This is a genomic window from Loktanella sp. M215 (assembly GCF_021735925.1).
Taxonomy (GTDB): Bacteria; Pseudomonadota; Alphaproteobacteria; order Rhodobacterales; family Rhodobacteraceae; genus Loktanella.
Map to the genome: position 1 here is coordinate 149,859 of NZ_WMEA01000004.1, position 23,625 is coordinate 173,483.

Here is a 23,625-nt window from a genome sequence, read left to right on the forward strand (position 1 = left end):
TTAGATGGCAATCGTCGCGGAAATTATGGGTTTTATCGACTCCGCCGTCAGTGGTGCGGCAGAAGATACCTTCGTCGCCGTGGCGAACGGCTATGGCGGAATCGTGACGGTCTTGGCCGTCATGGCGTTCATGGTATTTGGTGTCGCCGTGGCGCTGGGTGTCGTGACCGCCCGCACCGGTGATATGACGCAACTGGTTCTTAGGATCGTGCTGATCTTCACGTTTGGGCTTTCGTGGGCCAATTTTGAAGTGATCTACGATGCCCTGACCAATACGGGCGACGGCCTCGTAACTGCCCTGTTCTCCGCTGCTACGGATGGGTCTGCGTCCTCGTCGATTGATCTAGCAGAAGGCTTTGCAGCGCAGGCGCAAGAAACTGCCGGGTCAGTTATCAAAGCGGAAAGTGCCATTGCGCGGGGCTTCCTTGGGGCGATCATGTATCTGCTGCTGGCCCTGCTGCAAGCGGCCTACATTCTGGTGGCAGGGTTCGCCAAAATCATGATCGGTATTCTGGTCGGGCTGGCACCCTTTGCCATTGCAGCAACATGCCTGAACCGGACGCAGTTTCTTTTTGAGGCGTGGGTGTCGGCGCTGATCGGCTACTTCATGTATCCGGTCGCCGCTGCCGGTGTGATGGGGTTCGTGGCGACGGTGGCGGAACGGGCTTTCACCACCAGAAGCGAAGAAACCTTGATCGGCATTACCGGCGTGGTGGTTGTTATCATCGTCGGCATCTACGGCCTGCTGACGATCCCACAAGTCGCCTCGAACATCACCGGACAACTGAACCTCGGCGGCATCGCCCCGCAGGCTTTGAGCATCGTCAGCCGTCCGGGAATCGCTGCCGGTGGGTTTATAAAGCGGTCGGGTGCGCAGGTTCTAAGCGGTGCCACCACTGGCGGTGAAACTGCCCAGCGTGCCGCCCAGACCCGCCGCTTCGGATCGGCAACCGACATGAAGCTGGCGAACGTCGGCGCGAAACTTTCAGACAACGCGGCTGGACGTCTCATTCAGCGACGGCGCGACGTGCAATTTGCCCGCGCGTCCAACGAACGCCTCCGGGCCAAAGCCAAAACTTAACCGCAAACGCGACCTCATAGATTGGAGAACGGCATGGCCTCGCTCACTGCTGAACAGAGAAAGATTCTCAAAAGCCCACTTTCAAAGGTCGCGCCGCATGATCGCGCCGATGTGGAAAAAGCAGTCGCTGCGGCCAGTGAAGCGGGCGGTTCCTACTTCATCGCTGAAACGATCCTCGGGATGCGTCAGCGGGAAAAGCGGGCCTGGGCCGTGGCCGTCACAGGCATGGTTCTGGGGCTCGCCGGGGTCGGCATGGGGGCATACGGGCTGGCCCATAACGAGACCCAAGCCTACCTCGCAATCGTGGACAAGGACACGGGGGTCGTGGAGCGTGGCGTCAGCGTGGACCGTGCCAGCGTGGACCAGCAACAGGCGGTCGTGGAAAGCCTGATCTACGCCTACGTCATGGACCGCGAAACCTACGACGCAGACGACAACGAATATCGCATCCTGTCCGTGTTCAAGCGGTCTGCGATCCCGGTCCGCCAGTCCCTCGAACGGCTCTGGACGCCGGGCAATTCCAACTATCCGCCCGAAAGCTACGGCGTGGACGGCACCGTCGATGTGTCGATCAACAACGTCCTGATGATCGACAGTGACACGGCACAAGTCCGGTTCACCAAGACGCTGCGGCGTCCCAGCGCCCCGGTCCAGCGCGGCGATTTCGTCGCAACTGTCACCACCAACTTCAATCCCAGCACGGTCGATAACAACCTGATCCTTTGGCAGAACCCGTTCGGGTTTCAGGTCACTGGCTACCGTGTTGCATCGGAAGGAACGCGCGAATGAACAAGCTGCTGTGCGCCGCCTTGCTAGCGGCACTTGCCACCCCTGCCCTCGCGGAGACCACGCCCCGGTCCATGCGGGTCGATGCGCGGAGTGCTGTCGCGATCTATCAGGAAGGTCAGGTTTACAAGATCAACACCCAACTGCGCCGGGTCACGTTGATCACGCTGGCCCAAGGCGAACGCTTTGTGGATTTCAAAGCCGGTGACACGGAAAGTTTTCAGTTTGCCGACACGGACGGCGGCAACGCCATTCTGGTCAAGCCGGTGATCGCGGGGGCCGTGACCAATGGCGTGATCGTCACGAACCAACGGTTCTATCTGGTCGAACTGCACGAAAGCGCCTCGGTGCGTCCGCACTATTCGGTCAGCTTCCAATCGCCAGCCGGAAGCCATGCTGTGGCGCAATCCTCGGTCCCTGCGGGAAAACCGCAAACCTATGTGATTTCCGCCGCCACGAAGGACGCCCAGATTCAGCCGGTGAATGTCTCTGACGACGGCAGGCGGACGTTCTTCACCTTCAGCCCCGACGCCCCAATCCCCAGCATCTACCGGTCCGATGCTCAAGGCCGGGAATACATCGTCAACGGTCGCACGGATGGCACGCGGGTGACGGTCGGATCGCGGTCTAACCGCTGGGTCATTCGCTACGGCGACGCATATATCTGCATTCAGAGTGGGAACGTGGCCAATGGCTGATGAAATGGCAAACCGGGCCGCTCGCTTGAAGGGGGCTAAGAAAAAATCGAACACCGGTGCTTTGATCGGGGTGGCTCTGATCACAGGGCTTGCCGCTGGCGGAGCTGGCGTGGCCTACCTTTCAGGGCGCGACGGATCGGTGACGATCCCGCAGCGGGATACGTCGGACGCCTCGGAGTTTCAGCGTGAGGCAACGGACGGCTTCACACCGGTTATCGCCCCTGCCCCCGCCTTTCCAGTGACAGAGACCGGCCCCTCTGAGGCGGAAATTGAACTGCAAAGGCGTTTGGACGAAGTGACCCGGCAACTGGACGCGGCCCGCAATCAAGAACCCGCCGCCCCTGTGGTGGATACGACGCAACTTGAAACGCTACAGACACAACTCGACAGTCTGGCCGCTGATATGGCGGCACGGTCGGCGGAGGTGCAGGATCTTGCCAACGAGCGTGACCAGCTCAACCGCGACCTGGCGCGCACTCAAGCGGAAAATTCCAGTCTGCTGCTGCAAGTCAATCAGGCCAGCGACGACTCTCTGGCCGAACAAATGATGGCGGAAGAACGGGCGGCGCGGCAACAGGAACTCGAACGGCGACGTGCGGAAGCTGAAGCCGTGCGCCAAGCCCAGATCAACAGCCCGATCGACGGCATGTCAGGCGGCGGGACGGAAAGTGAAGGCCGCGACTATACCGGCGATGAGGCGTTCATCCGCGCCGGGTCCGACAAGATCGCGCCAACGCAATCGCGCGTGATCGGTGCGCCGTCCAATACCGTCATGCAAGGCACCGTGATTGAGGCCACGCTGACGACGGGCATCAACTCGCAACTCTCTGGCACGATCACCAGCACGGTCTCTTACGACATTTGGTCATTCGACATGAGCCGGGTTCTGATCCCGCGCGGGTCGCAGATGTTCGGGCGTTACGCGAACGAAGTGGCCGTTGGTCAAAAGCGGGTGCTGGTCGCATGGGACCGGGTTGTCACGCCCAACGGGCAGGTCGTGGACCTTGAAGCCTACGGGTCGGATCGGCTGGGACGGTCTGGTCTGACGGGCAAGTTCAACAGCCGCTTCCTGCAACGGTTCGGGTCTGCGGCGCTGATTTCGATATTCAGTGCGGCCCCGGCCGCTGCTGCGGCAAGCGTCAGGGACGAGGAAAGTGCGATCTTGGCAGAGGCCGTCAGCACGGACGCCAGCGACAACGCCAGTGCGGTGATCGACGAATACCTGTCACTGACGCCGATCATCACGGTCGAGCATGGCTCGGTGATTATGGTCATGGTCACGAACGACATGGAGCTGTTCTAGTGTCCTCCTATCTCGCGGAATACCTCAAGCCGTTCGATCCTCTCTTTCAGGACCCTACGGTGATCGAAGTCGTCATAAATGGTGACGGTCAATGCTACGTCGAACGGCAGGGTTTGTCCCAGATGGTGCGGGCCGCTGACCACGACATTACGCCGCAAGCGGCCAAGGACATTGCACAGCAAAGCGCGAACGAAAGCGCTGTGGCGCTGACGGAAAAAGCGCCGCTGCTGTCCACGTCCGTTGAACACGCGGGGAAGATGCTACGCGTCCAGGCGGTGATCCCGCCCGCGTCAGCCAGCGGCACGGTCCTGTCGTTTCGGATATTCAGACCGGGCGATACTGGCGAGCCGCGCACCTTCTCTTTTCTGCGGGATGATGTGACGGCTTCTCAAGATGAAGAACGGACCCGAAAGCTGCGCCACATCGAGGGCATTGCCCGGGTCGGGAGCGTCAATGATTTCCTGAAAGAAGTGCTGCGGCTGGAACTAAACATCGTGATCGCGGGCGGAACGTCCACCGGGAAAACAGAATTGGGGCGGCGTATGCTCTACCTGATCCCCGACCACGAACGTCTGGTGACGATCGAGGATTCCTCCGAACTGCGCCCGCGTCAGCCCAACGTGGTCAGTCTGATTACAGACAGATCCCCGGCCAGCCCGCGCACGGCGGAGAAACTGCTGCGAGCGACCCTGCGCCTGCGTCCTGACCGGATCATCGTGGGCGAGCTGCGCGGGTCAGAGGCGGCGACGTTTCTGGAAGCGATCAACACCGGCCACGGCGGATCGTTCACCACCCTGCACGCCCAGACGGCCCGCAAGGCAATGGATCGGTTGGCGCTGATGGTGATGGGGACGGGAACGCAACTGCAATACGCGGAAGTCATGCGGTATCTGCAGGCGACAATCGACCTGGTGATTCAGGCCGGTCGGGTGGGGAATGCGCGGGGCATCGTGGAGATATATGTGCCGCCACTTGATGCTTTATAGCTGTCGAACGTCGTGCATCGTTGTCTCAAAGGAGCAGGTTTTCTGAGTCCAATCGGCTCGAGATGTCAGGCAGTCATAACCCAACCTCCAAGCGCTTCTGACCGAGACCGGACCTTCGCAGCGTGGCGCATGGAGGTCCGCCGTGCGGACTTTTTAGAACTTAGCTGCCCGGTGAAAAGGTGTCCGATCCGGCGCGGCGGCACACAGTATCGGGACCCGCATCAATGGATACACAAGGCAGGATCTGTTGTAATCCTACCTGATGGAATTTACAGATAATCACCGTAACGCGCTTGATGACATCCTCAGATGGCGGCGCGATGTCCGGCACTTCAAACCTGACCCGGTCGATGATGCCGTTCTGGATCGACTCCGACTGCGAATGGATCTTGCACCTTCGGTCGGCAACGCGCGTCCTTGGCGGATCTTAAAGGTCGAAAGCGCACGCATCCGTGCGCAAATCGTCGAAAACTTCGAGGCCTGTAATGCCGAAGCCGCGCGTCACTATGACGGTGAAGCGCAGAGCACGTATCTTGCCCTGAAGCTCGCCGGATTGCGCGAGGCACCTGTCCATCTTGCCGTATTCACCGAACAGGAGGTTTCCGAGGGTCGTGGTCTTGGCCGGCAGACCATGCCTGAAACGCTCGTCTATTCGACCGTTATGGCGATCCACACCCTGTGGCTGGCTGCGCGGGCTGAACAAATCGGGATCGGTTGGGTCTCTATACTCGACCCAGTCGCCGTCGCAGCTACGCTTGAGGTCCCGCCAAGCTGGTCGTTTACTGCATATCTCTGCCTGGGACATGCCGAAACAAAAACTGAGACACCCCTTCTTCACGAACGGGGCTGGCAGCGAAATATAAGCAGCGAATGGCGGATCGTTTGACCGCAAACGCGGAGCGGACATCAAATATGTGGCGCCAAAAGGGCTGGGAATTTGAGACTTTACTACCGTTCACTGGGGTTGCAAAAGTTCTGTTTATGCGACCAAGGCATTTGCCATCTCGATTGGAATGCGGTCTTTCTCCGCGTTCGAGATCAAAAGCAGCTTCCCGGAGACCCGCTACCTTACCCGACATTCTACGCTGATTTGCATGCGGTCCGTCTTACTGAACCGAACACGTCAAAATGGTAAAAGGCGACAGGGAACCAGTATTTTTTCATTCGCATCAGTCTTCACCCCAATCAGTTCGAATGCTTCTTTCAGCATTTGGATGACATCCTGTTCTACCATGCCGACATTGCCCGGCAGGAAGGACCCGAACGGGTCGTAGTCAAAACAGCCGTATCTGACCCAGCGCTGCGCAGAACCCAGACCGGCATGCCACTGCACCACGCCTTCCAGCGAAATCGTCGAGTTGACGAAGAGGCCCGTCGGTTCGTCCGGCGTAAAATCATCAAGTAGCGACCGCGCTGTCTGCGCGGAGTAGCCCTGTGCCATGATATGATCTTCTGGAATCGTAATGCCGCGGTCGGCATGTGCCGCCTCAAATCCCGCGATCCGCGCCGACGTGTTGTGATCATCCCGCCTGCCACCGACAAAGCGCAGCGGCCCCGTCCAGCCCAGATCACTGGCGCAGCGGTTCAGTATCAGATCTGTCAGATCCCGCGCAGCGGCGTGGTTGTCAGAAATGACCGAAGGCGCCAGCGCTCCGGGCAGATCGAGGTTGATAGACTGGACGCCGGAGGCCTTGCAGAAGGCCGAAATCCGATCAGGGTCGGTTGCCCCGGTGGAAATCAGGCATTCCGCCTGATAGGATACAAGTTTCTTGGCGGCCTCGAATTCCAGGTCGGGGTCGCGCTGGGTGCAGGTGACGACGGGGAAGAGGTTCCGGTCCCGCGCCATAGCCTCGAACTCTTCCGCGATGTGTCCGAAATAACGGTTGTCGTATTTCGGCACGATCATGCCGATGATATGCGACCGGTCGCGGCGGAGCAGGCTGGCTTGCGCGTTGACTGCATACCCCTCTTGCTCCGCGATGCGCAGCACCCGATCGGCCAAGGCCTTGCTGAGCCTGCGCTTCTGCCAAGATCCGTTGAGGACCGCGCTGACGGCACTGGGCGAGGCGCCGGCCAGCGCCGCGATATCGTAGATTGTCGTCCGCTTTGCTTCGCTGCTCATCCCGCCTCCAGTGGTGTCACGAAAGATATCTTGACCGAGTTCAATCGATGCAGCAAGTTTGCACAATCGATTGTGCAACGAATCAATCGACGACATCGCGGAGCTGATCCGCTGGGAGGATGCCAAGGATATCGTTGAGGGGGCCAGGTCGCGTGACCTGACGTCCGCGCCGCGATCCTGTGCCGCAGCGATGTGTAAAATGGGATCGGAGGAGATATCACATGAAGACTTCAATGACATTGACGGCCGCATCGGCGCTGGCTGTCGCGCTCTGCGCCAACGCAGCCGCGGCGCAGACCGTGGCATTCCTGATGCCCGATCAGGCATCGACGCGTTACGAAGAGCATGACTGGCCAGGCTTTCAGGCTGCGATGAAGACGGAATGCCCCGACTGCCAGCTGATCTATCAGAACGGCAACGGCGACGTGGCGTTGCAGCAGCAGCAGTTCAATTCGGTCATTGCCCAAGGGGCCAAGGTTGTCGTGCTCGACCCGGTGGATTCGGCTGCCGCCGCCGCACTGGTGGAAATCGCCCACAGCCAAGACGTGAAGGTGATCGCCTACGACCGCCCGATCCCGGACTCGCCTGCCGACTTCTACGTCTCGTTCGACAACGAAGGCATCGGTTACGCGATCGCGCAGTCGCTGGTCGACAAGCTGAAGGCCGACGGCGTACCCGACGGTGCGGGCGTGCTGGAGATCAACGGATCACCCACGGATGCCGCAGCGGGCCTGATCCGCGACGGTGTCCACCGGTCGCTCGAAGGTTCAGTTTACAAGACCCTGTCCGAATTCGATACGCCCGACTGGGCACCGCCCAAGGCGCAGGAATGGGCTGCAGGCCAGATCACGCGTTTCGGCGGTGACATCAAGGGTATCGTCGCGGCCAACGATGGCACCGGGGGCGGTGCGATTGCGGCGCTCAAGGCCGCAGGCGTCGACCCGCTGCCGCCCGTAACCGGCAACGACGCAACCATCGCGGCGCTGCAGTTGATCATCGCGGGCGACCAGTACAACACGATCTCCAAACCGTCGGAAATCGTGGCAGAGGCTGCGGCGAAGGTCGCCAAGACCCTGCTGGATGGCGAGACGCCCGAAGCCACATCGACCCTTTACGACACACCGTCGCAACTGTTCGTGCCTGCCGTCGTGACGCAGGAAAACATCAAGGCAGAGATCTTCGACAAGGGGATCCAGACGCCGGAAGAAGTCTGCACCGGTGAATATGCCGAGGCTTGCAGGACGATGGGCATCACGCAGTAAGAGACATTACAGGATGCGGCGCGATACGTGCGCCGCATCTGGTATCCTTGGGAGGGGGAAAGTCATGGAACAGACAACTACCGCGCACGCGCCCGGCGAGCTGATCCTGCGCCTGCGGGGCGTGGGCAAGAAATTCGGCGCCGTGACGGCGCTGGAGGATATCGACCTCGATGTGCACGCGGGCCAAGTCGTGGCCCTCGTCGGTGACAACGGGGCCGGGAAATCTACGCTGGTCAAGGTCTTGGCCGGGGTGCATCAGCCGACGTCCGGCACGATCGAAGTGCAGGGCAAGCCCGTCAGCCTCGACACCCCCGGCAAAGCATTGGAACTGGGGATCGCCACGGTGTTTCAGGACCTGGCCCTCTGCGAGAACCTCGACGTCGTCGCCAACCTTTTTCTGGGGCACGAAATCTCGCCTTGGCGGATGGACGAGGTGCAGATGGAAGTCCGCGCCTGGACCCTGTTGCAGGAACTCGCAGCCCGCATTCCGTCGGTGCGCGAACCCATCGCGTCCCTGTCCGGTGGCCAGCGCCAGACCGTCGCCATCGCGCGGTCGCTGCTGCTGGAACCGCAGATCATCATGCTAGACGAACCCACTGCGGCATTGGGCGTTGCTCAGACCGCTGAGGTGCTGAACCTGATCGAACGGGTGCGCGCCCGCGGTCACGGGGTGATCTTGATCTCGCACAACATGGAAGACGTCCGCGCGGTTGCCGACCGCATCGTTGTGCTGCGTCTGGGCCGCAACAATGGCGTCTATACCGCAGAGACCTCGCATCAGGAACTGGTCGCAGCGATCACCGGGGCGAATGAAAACTCCGTCTCGCGGCGCGCTGCACGCAAACTCGAAGAAGTGGATCAGGGCTGATGGCACAGGATATTCAAACCAAGGCAACCGGCGCCCGGCTTGACCAAGGCGACAGCCGCGTCCGCCACGATACCGGCCTGTCAGGTGCCGTCCGCGGCTTCATCGACCGGGTCAGTTCCGGGGATCTGGGTATGCTGCCGGTCGTCATCGGCCTCGTGCTGATTTCCATCGCATTCAGCCTGCTGAACCCGGTGTTCCTCGCGCCCGCCAACTTGGTGAACGTGCTCTTCGACGCAGCCGCCGTCGGTTTCATCGCCCTTGGCGTCGTCTGCGTCCTGCTGCTGGGTGAAATCGATCTATCCATCGGATCGATGAGCGGTCTGTCCTCCGCCATCATCGGCGTGCTGTGGATCAACACGGGCCTGCCGCTGGCGGTCGCCATCGCGGGGTCGCTCGCCATGGGCGCGCTGGTCGGCGTGGTCTACGGCATCCTGCGCAACCGATTCGAAATGCCGAGCTTCGTAGCAACGCTCTCCGGCCTGCTCGCGCTGCTGGGCCTGCAACTTTACATCCTCGGTCCGACGGGATCGATCAACCTGCCCTTCACCTCGCCGCTGGTCCGGTTCGGGCAGATCCTGATCATGCCGGCGTGGCTGTCCTATCTGGTCGCCGTGCTGCCGGGCGTGCTGATCGTCGTGGGCGCAATACGCACCAACGCACAGCGCACGGCAGCGAACCTGTCCTCGGCAGGCATGAGCGTCGCGATCGCCAAGGCGGTCGTGCTGACGCTCGGACTGGTCTTCGCGGTCTATTACCTTGAACTCAGCCGCGGCGTGCCATGGATGTTCGGCGTCTTCGTGCTGTTCGTCGTCCTGCTGGACTATGCGCTGGTGCGGACCCAGTGGGGCCGGTCGATGTTCGCCGTCGGTGGCAACGCAGAGGCCGCACGCCGGTCCGGCATCAACGTGCGCCGCATCCGCATGTCGGCCTTCGTCGTCTGCTCGACCTTCGCGGCACTTGGCGGTGTCTTTGCCGCCGCCCGCCTCGCCTCGGCCAGCCAGCAGGCGGGGTCCGGCGACGTGAACCTGAACGCCATCGCGGCGGCGGTCATCGGCGGCACCTCCCTCTTCGGCGGTCGTGGATCCGCGTGGTCGGCGCTGCTGGGCGTCCTCGTCATCATGGCGATCTCGAACGGGCTGACCTTGCTGAACCTGTCGTCTTCGCTGCGTTACATGATCACGGGCGCTGTGCTTGCCATCGCCGTCATCGTCGACAGCCTCGCCCGCCGGTCCCGCGCCAGCCACGGCCGCGCGTAAATCCACAGAAAGACACAACATGACCAACCACATGGACAACAAGACCGCCGCCATCACCGGGGCTGCATCGGGCATCGGTCTGGAATGCGCCCGCATCCTGATCGAGGAAGGCGCGCAGGTCGTCCTGATCGACCGCGCAGCCGACCGTCTGCACGCCTTGTGTGAAGAGCTGGGCGACGCCGCCAAGCCGCTGGTGATCGACCTGCTGGACGGGCCGCAGGTCAGCGGCATGGTCCCCCAGATTGAGGCGCTGGTCGGCCCGCTCGACATCTTCCATGCGAATGCCGGGGCCTATGTCGGCGGCCCGGCGGCAGAGGGCGACCCCGATGTCTGGGACCGGATGCTGAACCTGAACATCAACGCAGCCTTCCGAAGCGTGCAGGCGGTCTTGCCCGGCATGATCGATCGCAAGAGCGGCGACGTGATATTTACCAGTTCCGTCGCAGGTGTGGTCCCCGTCGTGTGGGAACCCATCTACACTGCCTCGAAATTCGCCGTGCAGGCCTTCCTGCACGCGACACGCCGCCAAGTGTCCCAATACGGCATCCGCATGGGTGCCGTCCTCCCGGGGCCAGTCGTCACGGCTTTGCTGGACGACTGGCCGACGGAAAAGATGGAAGAGGCGCTGGCCAATGGCTCGCTTATGCAACCGCGAGAGGTGGCCGAGGCTGTCCTGTTCATGCTGACCCGCCCCCGCGGCGTGGTGATCCGTGACATGGTTATCCTGCCCAACAGCGTCGATCTGTGACTATACGGGGACAGGGATGAGCCAGACCATTAACATGACTGACGGCTATCTGCTGGGCATCGACGTCGGCACCGGCAGCGCACGCGCGGGCGTGTTCACGACCGACGGTGGGCTGCTCGGCACCGACAGTTGCGCCATCGCCATGCACCGCGATGGTAATACGGTAGAGCAATCAAGCGAAGACATCTGGCAGGCCGTAGCACAGGCGGTGCGCGGGGCCGTCGCCAAGGCTGGCGTAGCGGGAGGGGACATCCGCGGCATCGGCTTTGACGCGACCTGTTCGCTGGTCGTCCTCGGCGCGAAGGGCGAGCCCCTGCCCGTTGGGGACCCCGCTCATCCCGAACGCAACATCATGGTCTGGATGGACCACCGCGCCCTGGGCCAGGCAGAGCGGATCAACGCGACTGGCCACCGCGTCCTCAACTATGTGGGCGGACGCATATCTCCCGAGATGGAGACGCCGAAGCTCCTGTGGCTGAAGGAGAACCGGCCTGAGGTCTATGACGCGGCATGGCAGTTCATGGACCTGACGGACTACCTGACATGGCGGGCCACGGGCGATCTGGCCCGCTCAGTCTGCACAGTCACCTGCAAGTGGACCTATCTGGCGCACGAAGACCGTTGGGATGCGGACTTTTTTCAGACAATCGGTCTGGGCGATCTGGCGGACGACGGCTTTCGCCGCATCGGAACGGACATCGTTCCTGCCGGCACCATACTTGCAACCGGCCTCACTGCAGCAGCGGCCGATGATTTCCGGCTGGCGGCCGGGACGCCCGTCGGCGCGGGCCTGATTGATGCCCATGCAGGCGGCATCGGGTCCGTTGGTGCGATGGGCGGCGGCGGGGCGACCGCCAACATGGCCTACGTCTTCGGCACGTCGTCCTGCACGATGACCAGCACGGCCGAGCCCGTCTTCGTGCCGGGAGTCTGGGGACCCTATTATTCGGCGATGGTGCCCGGTCTCTGGCTGAATGAGGGCGGTCAATCGGCGGCCGGTGCCGCGATCGAGCAGTTGCTGCTGCATCATCCCATGGCCTCCGAGGCAGCGGGTCTGGCCCGCGAGGCCGGTCTGTCGCTCCCCGCCTGGCTGGCCCGGCGGGCAGAGCACCTGCTGGCCGGGTCACATGATGCCGCGCGCCTTGCGGGCAACCTCCATGTCGTGCCGGAATTCCTCGGCAACCGCGCACCCTTTGCCGAACCAGATACCCGCGCCGTCATCGCGGGCGTCGGCATGGCGCGCGACCTCGACAGCCTCGTCGCGCTTTATATCGCCGGCCTGTGCGGGATTGGCTATGGCCTGCGCCAGATCATCGACGCACAGAGCGACGCCGGCGCACCGGTGGAGCGGATCATCATCAGTGGCGGGGCCGGTCGCAGCGCTCTCGTGCGCCAGATCCTGGCCGATGCGACCGGTGTCGAACTGACGTCTCCGGAAACGGAAGAGCCGGTGCTTCTTGGTGCTGCAATCCTCGGAGGTGTCGCTGCAGGACTTCATCCGGACATTCCTGTTGCCATGTCAGGGATGTCGACGTTCGCCGAAAAGTTTCAGCCACAGGGTGGAGCAGTTCAAGATTTGCACCAGACGCGGTTCGGCATCTTCGAGCAGCTTCAATCGGTGGCGCGTCATATTGCGGGAAATCCCGGAGACGTCGGAAGGAAATAGCAGCGTCTGAGGGGGCTGACGGCAGATCGCGGCAATCGGAGCCTGCGGGCTTTGGAGCAGATTCAGATCAGCACATATTAAGGCAGAATCTCACCCATCAACCGCCCTTGCTGCCATTGCAGCGAGCCAACCGGGCAGCAGCGGTTTTAACGTGGACTGGACGTTGTCATCCTGTCCCCCCTCCCTGATCAGCTTCAGGATTTTCTGATCATCCTTCGAGAGCCCGCGCTTCGGCCAGGCGGCCGAGATCGTGCTTGCCAGGGCAAAGCCGGCGAGCCACTCCTTGAACCGCTCTGCCGCGCGTGTTCTGAGGCCTGATCCGATGTCCCCGTCGAATGCACTGTCCTGAATGACACCGTATCGCAGCATGATGATGTCGAGCACGCGCTGGACTTTGTCGCCGCCGGGAAACGCGGTGCCATCAAACAGTGGCGGCAGCCAGTCCGTCGGTGTGACGAACCGCGGCGCTACGATCACGGCCGTCAGATAGCCATCGATCAGATCCGGACTGAGTGGCGTTTTGCGAAGCAGGCGCTCCAGCTCGCCTTTTGTTTCAGGCGCGATGTCAGGACCCATGTCGTCGTCGGTTTCGAGATCGTTCAGCGCGGATACGCCGTCAGGATGCAGCCCGTCACCCTGTTCTGCAACATCCAGCGTCAGCGCAACGATCATCTCAAAAATGGGGATCTTCTTGAGCGCCCGACCGGTGTTCAGCCCGTGCGCGACCGCCGCAAAGACCAGCCATGCGTCGCCGCCACTATGACGCAAGATAGCGGCCGACCGTGCGAAGAGCGATGACCAGAAGTCGCGTTGCGTTTCCAGATGCGCCCAGACCGCCTGCGTGGCCTGACGCTCGGTTCTGACTTCCTCCAAAGCCGATGAGAGCGCCGCATCGCTGACAAACCAGCTCGACGAGATCTCGTGGTCGCGCACCCACGAGATGCTGCGGCCAATGAGCTGACCGCGCTTGGCTGCGGACAGACCGGCCAACTGGGCGTCAGGATCGGCAATGTCGGTCATCGACCTTGCCGAGATAGCGTATGGCGCGATGTCGTGGAGCCCGAGCATCTCTGCCACATCCAGAAAACCCGGCGCAGGGGGCAGGCCTGCAGCAAGACCCTCGCCAAGTGCCGCGGACAGTGCAGTTGGCAGATACTCCGCTGGCACATCGTGCATTGGCATCGACTCTTCGATTTCAGCGAGCGTGTGCCGCTGATCGCTCGCACTGCTGCAGGGGATGGCATAGGCGTCCTTGATGCCGTGACCGGTCTTGAGCAACAGCGCCGCAATGCATTTTTGGCTGCCGCGGCTGACACTCGCGAGAATGCTCTGGCTTCCGGTGCCGTCAGGCAATGACGACACCAGTCGATGGAGCGTCCATGGCCGGGGGACAGACCCGCCGGAAGGCTCATACCGCAGCGCATCCTTGATTCCGCGATCGAGGATCGTCCTGGTGTCCAGATCCGGGATCCACTTGCGCAGCTGGATCAGATCGGAGAGGACGCCTGCATCTACGCCACCGGCCTTCGCGCGGTCGGCAAACCCCTGGGCCGCCGCACTGCGCATCTCGTGGACCGGATCGAGCAGAAAGTAACGTCCAACAGAAACTGGCTTCGGGACGCCCTGCGCGACCATCTGCGTCACGAACAATGCCGCTGCAGGCCGGGGCATCGCGCCCATGGCTTCGCGCAGGATCATGTACGCCGGGTAGCCCGTGACCTTGTCCGGGATCAGGTCACGGATCAGCTCTGCGATATCAGGCATCTCCATGGTTGCGATGTCCGCATCGTCAGCGGCAGCGTCGAGAGTGAACCGGATCCCGTCGGGTGGCTCCAGACCAGCCTCGATGAACGCCCGACACAGCACGACCTTTTGCTGGTTGTCAAAACTCTGCGCTGCCGCCTTCATCTCCAGCCAGCCCTCGACCTGCGCAAAGATGGCCTGCGCGTCCTTCTCGCGGTTCTCGCGGTTCATGCGCATGGCGGCGAGAACGGCGCTGAAGAGTGCAAGCAGGTCATCGGGAAGCTCAGGCTCATCATCCATCAGCGTGAGCATGCCCGACACCGCGTGACGATTTGCGGCGATGCGCGGCGCCCAAAAGTCAGTCCACCGATAAACAAGGAGGTCATCCCCGTGCCCGGGTCGTTCTGCGATACACGCTTGTAGTATGTTCTGTCTCATGCAGGCGATCCTATCGATTCCGGACGGCGGATAAAGGCCCGGATCGCAGATGGCGGCAAAGCTATGGCCCCCCGCCCGCGACCATTGTGAAGACATTAAAAATGACCATCAACTCCGAAGCGATAACGTTGGATGCGATCTGGTATCCTTTGACCGCAGCCCCGGGATTTGGATCATGCGGCTTTGGGGCCGCCTTCCTGTCTTAACTGGTTTTGGGCGCTGTTCATTGTATCGATCAGCGCAGCTTGCGCTGCCGCGCCCAGCTTTCCCTTCGGTTTTACTTTTGCGGGGGCCTTTTCACGCCGCCGTTGTGGGACCGTTGTTTTCGGTTCACGCGCTTTGGTCATGTCTTCTTCGCGCGCCTCGGTCGCAACCTGCTGCACCTCTGCCACCTTCGCCGCGCGTTCTCGGACTTCCGTCATGGTCATAGCGCGGTTCTTCAGATCGTTGTCGGCGTCGGGGTAAGGATAGACGGTCTTGTCCTGAGCTTCGTAGATCGCTCGGATCTGCCTGGACTCGTAGTATTTGATACGGTCGCCCAAAATCGGGTTCTGGCTATCTGGAACAATCAGGATCTTGTTGGGGTCCATCTGCCGGATTTCCTGCTTCGTCAGAAGTGGGCGCTTTTCCGTGCCGGTGGTCACACCGCCGCCGCCAAAGCCGACAGTCTTGACCTCTTTCTGACGGTTCTTGGTCGATCCCGTTCGATCCCCGAGCAGGGTCTCGATCTCACTGGCCGTGCGGTCTTCCTTCGGCGCAAGATAAAGTTTGACCTGACAGGCGCTTTCAATCGCCTGCACTTCCTCCGGAGTGTACGGAACGGACAGAAGGCCGGGAACGGACTGGGTAACGATGGCGAACCGGCCACCGTGACCGGCCGTTTGTTTCATGGCTTGGACGACAAGGGGCATGTGGCCCAACTGGTCAAATTCGTCCAACAAGATGAACACAGGAAAAGGCTCGTCGGCCTCCGGCTTTGACGACCGCAGGAATGAAATAAGGTCTGCAAAGAAAAGCCGGATCAGGGAATTCAGGTCCTGAACGTCGTCGGACAGCACTTCAAGATAGATCGACATTGGCGTGCGACGCATTTCCCTGAAGTCAAAATCGCTTGTGCGTGTGACGCGCTCCACCTTGGGGTTCGCCCACTGCGACAGGCCCGCTGTGCTCAGGATAGAGATAAAGCTCTGTGAGATTTTTGCGTCCAGCGATGCCGTGTAGTTGAGTTGGCGTGCCGCGGGCGGATACTGGCATTCCTTTGCCGCTTCCAGCAGGCGCTCGGCGGAGGACTTGCCAATATCGGCCCCCTCGCCCGTCCCAAAAATGATCCGGTAGATTTCTCCCATCGTCGCGTTGCCACGTTGAACGGCAAGGATGCCTGCGGATATGAACAGCAGGATCGAACCATCCAGCCAATCCTGATTGCCATCTGACTGCAGAAACAGATGTGCGACCCGACCAATCGCCGTCCAAAGCTCCTCCATGTTTTCAATATCAGCGACACCGGCCAGGGGATTGTAGTTGTGCGTCGGGTGCTTGAAGTCGAACGGCGCGAACTGGAAAACTTTGTCGCCGAGCTGTGCACGCGCTCTTGACGTCTCGACCCACAGCTCGCCTTTCACATCGAGCGCGACCATCGAACCGGGGAATGTCAGCGCATTCGGGATAACGAAACCCACGCCCTTACCGCTGCGCGTCGGCGCGACCAACAGGATGTTGCTGACAGTGCTATAGAGTGCCGCGATGTAGCGGACACGGCGGGTGTTCAGAGACTTGTTCTTCTCGGGGTCGGTGTTGTTGGCCTTGATGTTGATCGGTCGATCCGGGTGCTGTGCCGGGGGGGCGACATGCTCACCGAGGACAAAACCTGTGCCCGGATCGTTTAGCATCCGGTTCTTGCGGACGCTCGATTTGGACTGAAACCGTCTGTCGCCGTAGTTGACAAGGCGATCCTGGGCGACGGTTACAAACGAGATAAACAGAAAAAACGCGACGGCTGAAATGACGATCAAATGGCCGGTCAGGTATGGCTGTTGAATCAACATGCGGGCCATCAGCGTCTTGGTGTGCAACATGAGGTCGGTTGCCAGAAGGTCGCGCCCGAGGGCGACAGTCAGATAGACGCTGGCAATACCGGACCCTGCGACAAGGCCGCAGATAACTGCGATCAGACAGGCGACGGTCATTTTCATATCGAAATCCCCCGCGAGCGTGAGTAGTTCGGATCAACGGCCTCAAGGCCGGTTTCAATCTCGTCCAGCCCCAAGCCCACATCGACAGACTTTGCGCTTTTCAAAAGCTCCTTCGCCACAAGTCGCTGGTTGGCAGGCGTATCGACGTATTCGGAAAGCGCGTCCATCTTGCCGGATGCTATTTCCTGCATGGCCCCCCTGCCCTCCAACGCGACGAATGCCGTCAGCATTTGTCGGCCCGCGGCACTGTCCGCCAGATCGGCGCGTCCCGTCGTTGCCGCGGTGTTGGCCACGTCCTGCATAACGCGGGCAACACCGTCACGATCATAGACCTTGCTGTCAGCGATGATCCTCTCTTCGACCTTGCCAAGATCCATTTGCCAGTCGCGGTAGAGGTTGGCAGCGACCTGGAAGTTGTCGGAGACAGCAAGCGGATCAGCCGGCAATGTCATGGCTGCCCGTTCAAACGCCCTGACGCGACTATTCGCGTCCTTCAGGTTTTGTTGCTCATGTTCCTCGGCGGACATTTCCGGATACAAGACCTGCCGGTCGTTTTCGGAAAGGTCTGAACGGTTATGCGCCATCTCAAGCATGGCGTCGGGAATAGCATCTGCGTACCGTGAGAACAGTTCGGGTGCGACGGCATCGAAAGCCTGAACCTGCTGGGCTGTCAGATCACCGCGCTTTCTGGCCTCCGCCAAGTCCAACAGTTCTGTGCCAAGCTGATCGAGCGCCACACGCAGCCCCTCCACACCCGTCGCGGTCTCGGTGCGGTCTCTGGCGATTGCCAGATTCTCGAACACGTCGAGCGGACTGCTGAGACCGTCATTCACGCTGAGGGTCGCAGCCTCCATCATGCGCTGCGACGCATCTTCAAAAGCCTTTACGTCGCGGGGCGGCGTTGGCATCGCGGCGGCAATCGCGGCAATGTCGCCTCGCTCTATGCGGGCGTTTTCGACCGGATCACCAATCGCATTGATAAGTCGCTCTTGCATGGTCACGCGGTCCAAGCCCATCCGGGCCCCTTTCTGGACGTAGGCTTTCATCTCCTTGGGGATTTCTGCGAGCCTGTGGTTGTGCATTTCCGCATAAGCGTTAGCCACGGCGGGCATCACAGGCTTGAAGCGGTTAGGCACGTCGCCGGTCACAAGGTAGGACTCCAGCACGTTTGTATTGACGAACTCCTGTAGCAGATCGGCGTTTTCCTCTTTGACATACAGGGCCGCGCGGGCTTCCAAAGCACCGGTGTCTGGAATGAGATACGACGACGGCGTTTCCTTGAAGGCGGGCCAGATCGTATCGTCCGTCAGGTCCGGGGCCACGTCTGTTTCGATGATGTTCAAAGCGGTGTCGATCTTGGACATGACCGACGCCCGACGGCTTTCTGGCAAAGCGTCAATGGCATCTTTGTTCTGCTCGGCCCAGCCGATCAGCGACGTGCGTATGTCCTCGCGGTCTGCGGTGACATCAAGGTCAATGTCCATCATCTGTCCTTTCGGGACTTCATCGCCTGCGAATAGGGCTGCTGCTGAAATATACGCACGCTTCGCAATCATCGGTGCGCCGATGGTCTCGGCAAACTCGGCCAAGGTGGTGTAAAGCTCTGCAGTCTCCCGCATATCCTGCCTGCGCCATTCAGAGGTCAGACTGCTTTTAACTTCGGGGGTTGCGAGCGTGCGGCCTTCGCGGGCGGCAAAGACCGCGGCACTCGTGATCGGTGCGCCATAAAGGCCCCGGTCGGCACGTGTCAGGCTTTCAAGTCGCAGGCCGTAGTTGTCTGCAATGTCGGTCATGCGATCCCGCATCATCTGGGGGTTGAAAACCCCTTCTGATGAGATGGAAAACCACGTCCCACATTCGCCCCGATTGTTCAGAACGACATGAACGTGAGGATTGGCGGTGTCCGTGTGCAGGGCCGCCACGTATTCCCAGGTATCCGCGATATGCGTCTGATCCTCGAACATTTCGGCGCACCACTGTTGCGCGATCACGAAGGCGGCGTCCTGGGACACGTCGTCTGGGAACGACAGCACCATGTGGCTCGTATGGCCGTTGCGGGGGCGACCCTTCCAGTCTTGCGCCCATGCACTCATCATCTGATCAAGGTCAGCTTGGTCAAAAGCGGGCTTGTCGATGCTGACGCCGGGGGCGAAGCCGAAGATGCCCTTGGCCTTGCCGTTCACATAAGCCAGCTGTCCCGCCAGTTGCTTTTGATGCTGAACGCCAGCGCCGGGGATGCGCTTGACGAAGGCGCTGCCGGTCGAGGTCAGGCTTTTCCAGACACGATTGCCACGCGATGTCGCACCGCCAACGGATGTATGGCCAGCGCTGCGCCGCGCCCGGATCATAATATCATCGTAGAACCCCCCGCTCACAGGCGTTCTCCCGCGTGCAACGCACTGCGGCCCTGCTGTCGCACCTCACTGAAACCGTCAGAAATCAGCCTGTCGACGACGGTGAAGGTCTGTCGAACCGTCGCCAGAAACTGCTTATCCTCTGGCGATAGCCTGGCCCCACCCCGCAATGCTGACCTGTTCATCGCGTAGGTCAGCTGATTGAGGTTGCGACCCTGGGCACGCAACTCACGTCTCGCCTCGGTCAGATCGAGCAGTTCATCGCGGCGCAGCTCCAAAAAACCCGTCGCTGAGCGCACCAGTGAACGCAAGGCGGCCGTTCGCGACGGCAATCCCGCGTTCACAATGAAGACGTCCAACGCCCGCAGTTCGACGTCGGACAGGCGGAATGTGATGTTGTGGGAGGCGCGATCTGGCTTCGTATGTCCGTGACCCCGATCCTTTCGCAAAGCGTAGATCGTGGAAATGTGGACGCCAAATTTTGCCGCAACGGCCTTCGGTGTCGCGCCCTCTAAGAGCATGTTCGACGCCGCGATCTTGTCCGTGGTCTTGAACGATTTCGGCATATCGAAAGCCCTAAAACGAAACTGTCTTGCAAGCGACACATCCTGCTACCTCTTCGCTAACATTATAGGTTCGACATCACAACTATATTGATAATCGTCGATCTATAATGTTAGTCCGTTTGAGCGATCCGCAGGGACGCGACGGAGCGCCCACCGGGGTAGCGACGGAACTCCGAAGGGGTGACCGCCCCGCAGGGGCGAAAATTTTCACAGAGGCCCCAGCACCGGCCTCTCATTGCGAAGTCGGACCCTGCCCCCCCGGTTTTGCACCCCCCTGCCCCGCTCGCGTTCCTCACCGCTCCCCGGCGAGCGGAAACGGCGTTTCAATCCAACACCTCCCGGCGCGATCCCGATGTGCTCGATGTGCCGGTACGCCTGGAGCTGCTGCCAGAACAAAGCTCATCCGTGCTGCACAAGGCCTTGGGCAGAAGGTTGTAGGCAGCAAGTTTTAGCCGGCAGGTCGCAGGCTCGAGGTTATGGGTGAGAAGTTTCAGGCCGCGGGATTGAGGTTCCAGGTGATAAGCCGCAGGTTGCATCCGATAGATCGCAGGTAGTAGGCTAACACCTAGCGGTAGCAGGTTTTAGGTTTCAGGTCGCAGGCTGTAGGTTGCCACCTAGGACTTCAGAGGCCTCAAGCCAAGCATCGGCCCCAACACTCAGGACAGCAGAATGAAGATCATTACTTTCGCTTCAACCAAAGGTGGCGTCGGCAAGTCCACGACTGCAGCCCTCGTTGCGGACAGCCTCTTTCGGAGCGGTCAAACCGTCCAGCTCATAGACTTCGACAATCAGGCCAGTGTCACAAACTGGGCGATCCCTGTTTGCGCACGCAACAAAGGCATCGATATCATCGCGTTTGATATACCGCACGAAGCGACAGTGGCGGAGTGCTACAACACGATGCTGGACCGGCTTCAGGATGACGTTGATTGGGTCATAATTGATACGAAGGGCGGTGAAGATGCCAGGCAAATGGCGGCTCTTGCAATCTGCGACCGCGTATTCTCGCCGTGCGGCCCTGAAAAAAACGAAGTGACCGGCGTTGAAAAAACATTGGCCTACTTCAAAATTGCTCTCGAAGCGACGGGCGATCATGATACCGACCCCAATGACCTTTTGACTGTCATCTATCAAAGAGAGGGCCAATTTCCGAATGCCCAAATGCTTGCTTACGAAGAACTCATTCACAGTCATTACGGCGCGATCAAAGGGCTGCATCGCTCAAGCGCGATCAAATCGTTTATTGGTGACGATATGACCAGCGACGAAGCAATCGCTGCGGCAAAATCGGAAGGTCGAAGCGATGAGGCAATCAAAAAAATACAGAGGGCCGCAGATGCTTTGGCCGCGCTTATCACGGGAGAATTTTAATGGCCGTTGAACGCAAGCCCCGCCAAAAGATGCCTGTTCCGGGGCTCACTGACCGCGACCGGGCTTCCATTGCTACGACAGCGAAGGCTAACGGCCTTGGTACGGCTGAAGCTGACACGTCACAATCAGAGTCGACGCCCGCACCAAGCAAAGCGCCTCCGGCTCACACAAAGACCGATCACACGTCAAAGGCGGCACCGGCGGAACTACAGCCTTCGGATGAAACAATGAACTTCGCTCCAACACCCACTGCGCAGACCCCGGCTCGCAAGCCTGAGCCAGCCGCGGTTGCCGCTGACAAGCAACTGCGGGTGACGGTGGCTCAATCAAGCGACCTCGCGCTAGCAATACACGACAAATTACTGAGCCTGAGCCCGGATGCTCAAAAGTTCGCAAGCCCCGCGATTTTGCTGCGTGAATTCCTGCGGGAGCATGACGATGAACTGGCGGAGATCTTCCGGAAGACGAACGGCCTTCAATAGACCGCACCGTTTCAAAATGGTCCGATTAGCATGTGTTCCGGCGGGGACACAGCGACAGCGACTTCAAGTACGCGTGCCTTTGGTGTGCACAATCCAAAGGCTCTGCGAGGTGGTCCTAGTTTTCCAACCAGCTTTCTGCCGCAATAATCTCTCGCATTGGTTTCACGTCAGGCGGCAGCTTTCAGGTTCGGGTCTTGAGTATCATAGGCCTCTGCCGGGGTCTGCAGGCCATACGATGAGTGCGGGCGTTTTTCGTTGTAGTAGCTGAGCCACGCGCTGATTCCACGCCTCGCCTCTGAACCGGTCTCGAAAGCGTTCAGATAGTAGCACTCGTATTTCAGCGACCGCCAGAGCCGTTCGATCATTCGATTGCCGATCCGGCGGCCACCCAATCTTCACCTTGGCGTCGTGCAGTACGTCGGTAAAATCGGTGCTGGTGAACTGCGTCCGTGAGGGCGCTCGCATCCGGCTGATTGACCTCGATCCGCAGGGGACCCTGACCAAATGGGCAGAGCCAATCGCACAGCGCTCCCCTGCCCTTCTGGTGTCACGGATGGCACCGATCGCCAGCACCAGCTTTGCGCAGCACTACAACGCTCTCATCGCGATCCTGGAGGACGAGACCGACTGGGTCATTATCGACACCGCCGGGTCCGACGATGTCAGGCAGCTGGCGGCCCTCGCGATCTGCGACCTCGTGATCTCGCCAAGCGGTCCGGTCGAAGCCGAAGTGATGGGGGTTCAGAAGACCCTGCGATATCTTGAAACGGCTCTGCACGAGATCGGATCCACGGTCCCGCCTATGGACATGCTGCGCGTCGTCTACCAACGCCCGAACGGATTCCCCAATGCGGAGATGCATGTCATGCAAGAGCTTATCTATGATCATTTCGGGGCGGTCGATGACATCCACCAGTCCGCCGCCATCACGAGCTTCTTGGGGCGTCGCATGACGACCGCTGAGGCCATCACAGCCGGCAGCGATGCCGCCCCCTTCCTGAAAATGCAGGTGGCCGCGGATAAACTGACGCAAAGCCTGCGGGGTCAGTTCGATGTCTGATGGTCCCCGCCGCCGCCTCCCCCTGCCGATGGACGACAGCGACGAAAAAATCCTGTCGCGGACACTGGAACGTGGTGGGCTTAAATCTGCAGAAGGCAACGCTTCGCAAGAAACGGCAAACTCTTACGACGACAATACACCGCGTGACGCAGCACCGGCTGGCTCTCTGCACGCCACGACTCCAGGCGTGAACGACATCCAGCCGGAAAGCATGTTCAGCCGCAACGATCTGCGACCGCAGATCGGTCAGACGAGCGCGCTGGCCGTCGCCATGGCGGAGGTCTTCGCAAAACTCGACCCAGCCGCGCGTAAATACGTGAAGCCTGCAAGCGTGTTGAAAGATTTCCTCGCTGAACACGACGCTGAGCTCGCGAAGTTGTTTCGGGAATCGAATGCTTTCAAGTGAAGGCTAAACGAAAGAACCCTCGGCGCCATTGTCCTCACCGTTCGCGTCAAGATCAAAGGCGTGAACGAATGCATGGGCCATGTCCCGTCGGGCGCGGTCATGATGATCCTCTTGCATACTCGCGCGTCATTCGTTTGCCGCTACTGCAGAGTGCCCCCCTCCCCTTTGACCTGCCGGATCAGCGCACCGGATCACAGTGTAGATTGAACCGCTCTCCACAGGTCACTCCAGAGCTGC

The 23,625-nt window shown here is 60.5% G+C and carries 20 protein-coding genes and 1 pseudogene; 15 read left to right on the forward strand and 6 right to left on the reverse strand.

The window, feature by feature from the left end:
* The first annotated feature begins 4 nt into the window (after positions 1 to 4).
* The 6 genes from GLR48_RS20825 to bluB all read left to right on the forward strand — a co-directional run bounded on the left by GLR48_RS20825 (position 5) and on the right by bluB (position 5,740).
* Entirely contained in the window at positions 5 to 1,081 is a 1,077-nt protein-coding gene (locus tag GLR48_RS20825) for a type IV secretion system protein (protein WP_237065043.1), read from the forward strand.
* A gap of 111 nt (positions 1,082 to 1,192) precedes the next feature.
* Positions 1,193 to 1,870 carry a virB8 family protein gene (locus tag GLR48_RS20830; RefSeq protein ID WP_237065045.1) on the forward strand — a complete coding sequence of 226 codons (678 nt, stop codon included), beginning with the start codon at positions 1,193 to 1,195 and terminating at the stop codon, positions 1,868 to 1,870.
* Positions 1,867 to 2,565 (forward strand): TrbG/VirB9 family P-type conjugative transfer protein, encoded by a 699-nt coding sequence (locus GLR48_RS20835; RefSeq protein WP_237065047.1) that lies wholly within the window; start codon positions 1,867 to 1,869, stop codon positions 2,563 to 2,565. The genes GLR48_RS20830 and GLR48_RS20835 overlap by 4 nt, the downstream gene beginning before the upstream one ends.
* Before the next feature lie 109 nt (positions 2,566 to 2,674).
* Positions 2,675 to 3,868, forward strand: a complete 1,194-nt coding sequence (locus tag GLR48_RS25995) for a TrbI/VirB10 family protein (RefSeq protein WP_237065049.1) — start codon at positions 2,675 to 2,677, stop codon at positions 3,866 to 3,868.
* A 122-nt stretch (positions 3,869 to 3,990) separates the two neighbouring features.
* On the forward strand, positions 3,991 to 4,854 hold the full coding sequence (locus GLR48_RS20845; RefSeq protein WP_442915858.1) for an ATPase, T2SS/T4P/T4SS family: 864 nt from the start codon (positions 3,991 to 3,993) through the stop codon (positions 4,852 to 4,854).
* Positions 4,855 to 5,116: 262 nt separating this feature from the next.
* Positions 5,117 to 5,740, forward strand: a complete 624-nt coding sequence (gene bluB / locus GLR48_RS20850; RefSeq protein ID WP_237065051.1) for a 5,6-dimethylbenzimidazole synthase — start codon at positions 5,117 to 5,119, stop codon at positions 5,738 to 5,740.
* Positions 5,741 to 5,977: 237 nt separating this feature from the next.
* On the opposite strand, the gene GLR48_RS20855 is transcribed toward bluB, so the two are convergent.
* The gene (locus tag GLR48_RS20855) at positions 5,978 to 7,072 is read right to left on the reverse strand and encodes a LacI family DNA-binding transcriptional regulator (RefSeq protein WP_442915859.1); all 1,095 of its coding nucleotides are present in this window, start codon (positions 7,070 to 7,072) and stop codon (positions 5,978 to 5,980) included.
* Between the two features lie 125 nt (positions 7,073 to 7,197).
* Here GLR48_RS20855 and GLR48_RS20860 point away from each other — a divergent pair, with 125 nt between their 5' ends.
* The 5 genes from GLR48_RS20860 (at position 7,198) to GLR48_RS20880 (ending at position 12,776) form a co-directional block, all read left to right on the forward strand.
* Entirely contained in the window at positions 7,198 to 8,238 is a 1,041-nt protein-coding gene (locus GLR48_RS20860) for an ABC transporter substrate-binding protein (RefSeq protein WP_237065052.1), read from the forward strand.
* Positions 8,239 to 8,302: 64 nt separating this feature from the next.
* Positions 8,303 to 9,106, forward strand: coding sequence for an ATP-binding cassette domain-containing protein (locus tag GLR48_RS20865; RefSeq protein ID WP_237065054.1), 804 nt, complete (start codon positions 8,303 to 8,305; stop codon positions 9,104 to 9,106).
* Positions 9,106 to 10,362 (forward strand): sugar ABC transporter permease, encoded by a 1,257-nt coding sequence (locus GLR48_RS20870; RefSeq protein WP_237065056.1) that lies wholly within the window; start codon positions 9,106 to 9,108, stop codon positions 10,360 to 10,362. Before GLR48_RS20865 ends, GLR48_RS20870 begins: the two co-directional genes overlap by 1 nt.
* A gap of 19 nt (positions 10,363 to 10,381) precedes the next feature.
* Complete coding sequence (locus tag GLR48_RS20875; RefSeq protein ID WP_237065058.1) at positions 10,382 to 11,110, forward strand: SDR family oxidoreductase; 729 nt, start codon at positions 10,382 to 10,384, stop codon at positions 11,108 to 11,110.
* Positions 11,111 to 11,126: 16 nt separating this feature from the next.
* Positions 11,127 to 12,776: an FGGY-family carbohydrate kinase gene (locus GLR48_RS20880; protein ID WP_237065060.1), complete on the forward strand. Its 1,650-nt coding sequence runs from the start codon at positions 11,127 to 11,129 to the stop codon at positions 12,774 to 12,776.
* 90 nt (positions 12,777 to 12,866) lie between these two features.
* Here GLR48_RS20880 and GLR48_RS20885 read toward each other — a convergent pair whose 3' ends face one another.
* The 4 genes from GLR48_RS20885 to GLR48_RS20900 form a co-directional block, all read right to left on the reverse strand.
* Positions 12,867 to 14,831, reverse strand: a complete 1,965-nt coding sequence (locus tag GLR48_RS20885; protein WP_237065076.1) for a YecA/YgfB family protein — start codon at positions 14,829 to 14,831, stop codon at positions 12,867 to 12,869.
* Between the two features lie 299 nt (positions 14,832 to 15,130).
* On the reverse strand, positions 15,131 to 17,149 hold the full coding sequence (locus GLR48_RS20890; protein ID WP_237065078.1) for a type IV secretory system conjugative DNA transfer family protein: 2,019 nt from the start codon (positions 17,147 to 17,149) through the stop codon (positions 15,131 to 15,133).
* On the reverse strand, positions 17,146 to 19,332 hold the full coding sequence (locus tag GLR48_RS20895) for a relaxase/mobilization nuclease domain-containing protein (RefSeq protein ID WP_237065087.1): 2,187 nt from the start codon (positions 19,330 to 19,332) through the stop codon (positions 17,146 to 17,148). The genes GLR48_RS20890 and GLR48_RS20895 overlap by 4 nt, the downstream gene beginning before the upstream one ends.
* Before the next feature lie 188 nt (positions 19,333 to 19,520).
* Positions 19,521 to 20,108, reverse strand: coding sequence for a hypothetical protein (locus tag GLR48_RS20900; RefSeq protein WP_237065089.1), 588 nt, complete (start codon positions 20,106 to 20,108; stop codon positions 19,521 to 19,523).
* A 630-nt stretch (positions 20,109 to 20,738) separates the two neighbouring features.
* Here GLR48_RS20900 and GLR48_RS20905 point away from each other — a divergent pair.
* On the forward strand, positions 20,739 to 21,440 hold the full coding sequence (locus GLR48_RS20905; RefSeq protein ID WP_237065091.1) for a ParA family protein: 702 nt from the start codon (positions 20,739 to 20,741) through the stop codon (positions 21,438 to 21,440).
* On the forward strand, positions 21,440 to 21,922 hold the full coding sequence (locus GLR48_RS20910) for a hypothetical protein (protein ID WP_237065093.1): 483 nt from the start codon (positions 21,440 to 21,442) through the stop codon (positions 21,920 to 21,922). The genes GLR48_RS20905 and GLR48_RS20910 overlap by 1 nt, the downstream gene beginning before the upstream one ends.
* A 203-nt stretch (positions 21,923 to 22,125) precedes the next feature.
* On the opposite strand, the pseudogene GLR48_RS20915 reads toward GLR48_RS20910, so the two are convergent.
* Positions 22,126 to 22,369: pseudogene (locus tag GLR48_RS20915) on the reverse strand (integrase core domain-containing protein); the annotation flags it as partial.
* On the opposite strand from GLR48_RS20915, the gene GLR48_RS20920 reads away from it, so the two are divergent.
* Together GLR48_RS20920 and GLR48_RS20925 are read left to right on the forward strand one after the other, a co-directional pair.
* On the forward strand, positions 22,359 to 22,982 hold the full coding sequence (locus tag GLR48_RS20920) for a ParA family protein (RefSeq protein WP_237065850.1): 624 nt from the start codon (positions 22,359 to 22,361) through the stop codon (positions 22,980 to 22,982). The pseudogene GLR48_RS20915 and the gene GLR48_RS20920 overlap by 11 nt on opposite strands.
* Positions 22,975 to 23,388 carry a hypothetical protein gene (locus tag GLR48_RS20925; RefSeq protein WP_237065094.1) on the forward strand — a complete coding sequence of 138 codons (414 nt, stop codon included), beginning with the start codon at positions 22,975 to 22,977 and terminating at the stop codon, positions 23,386 to 23,388. Before GLR48_RS20920 ends, GLR48_RS20925 begins: the two co-directional genes overlap by 8 nt.
* Positions 23,389 to 23,625 lie beyond the last annotated feature (237 nt).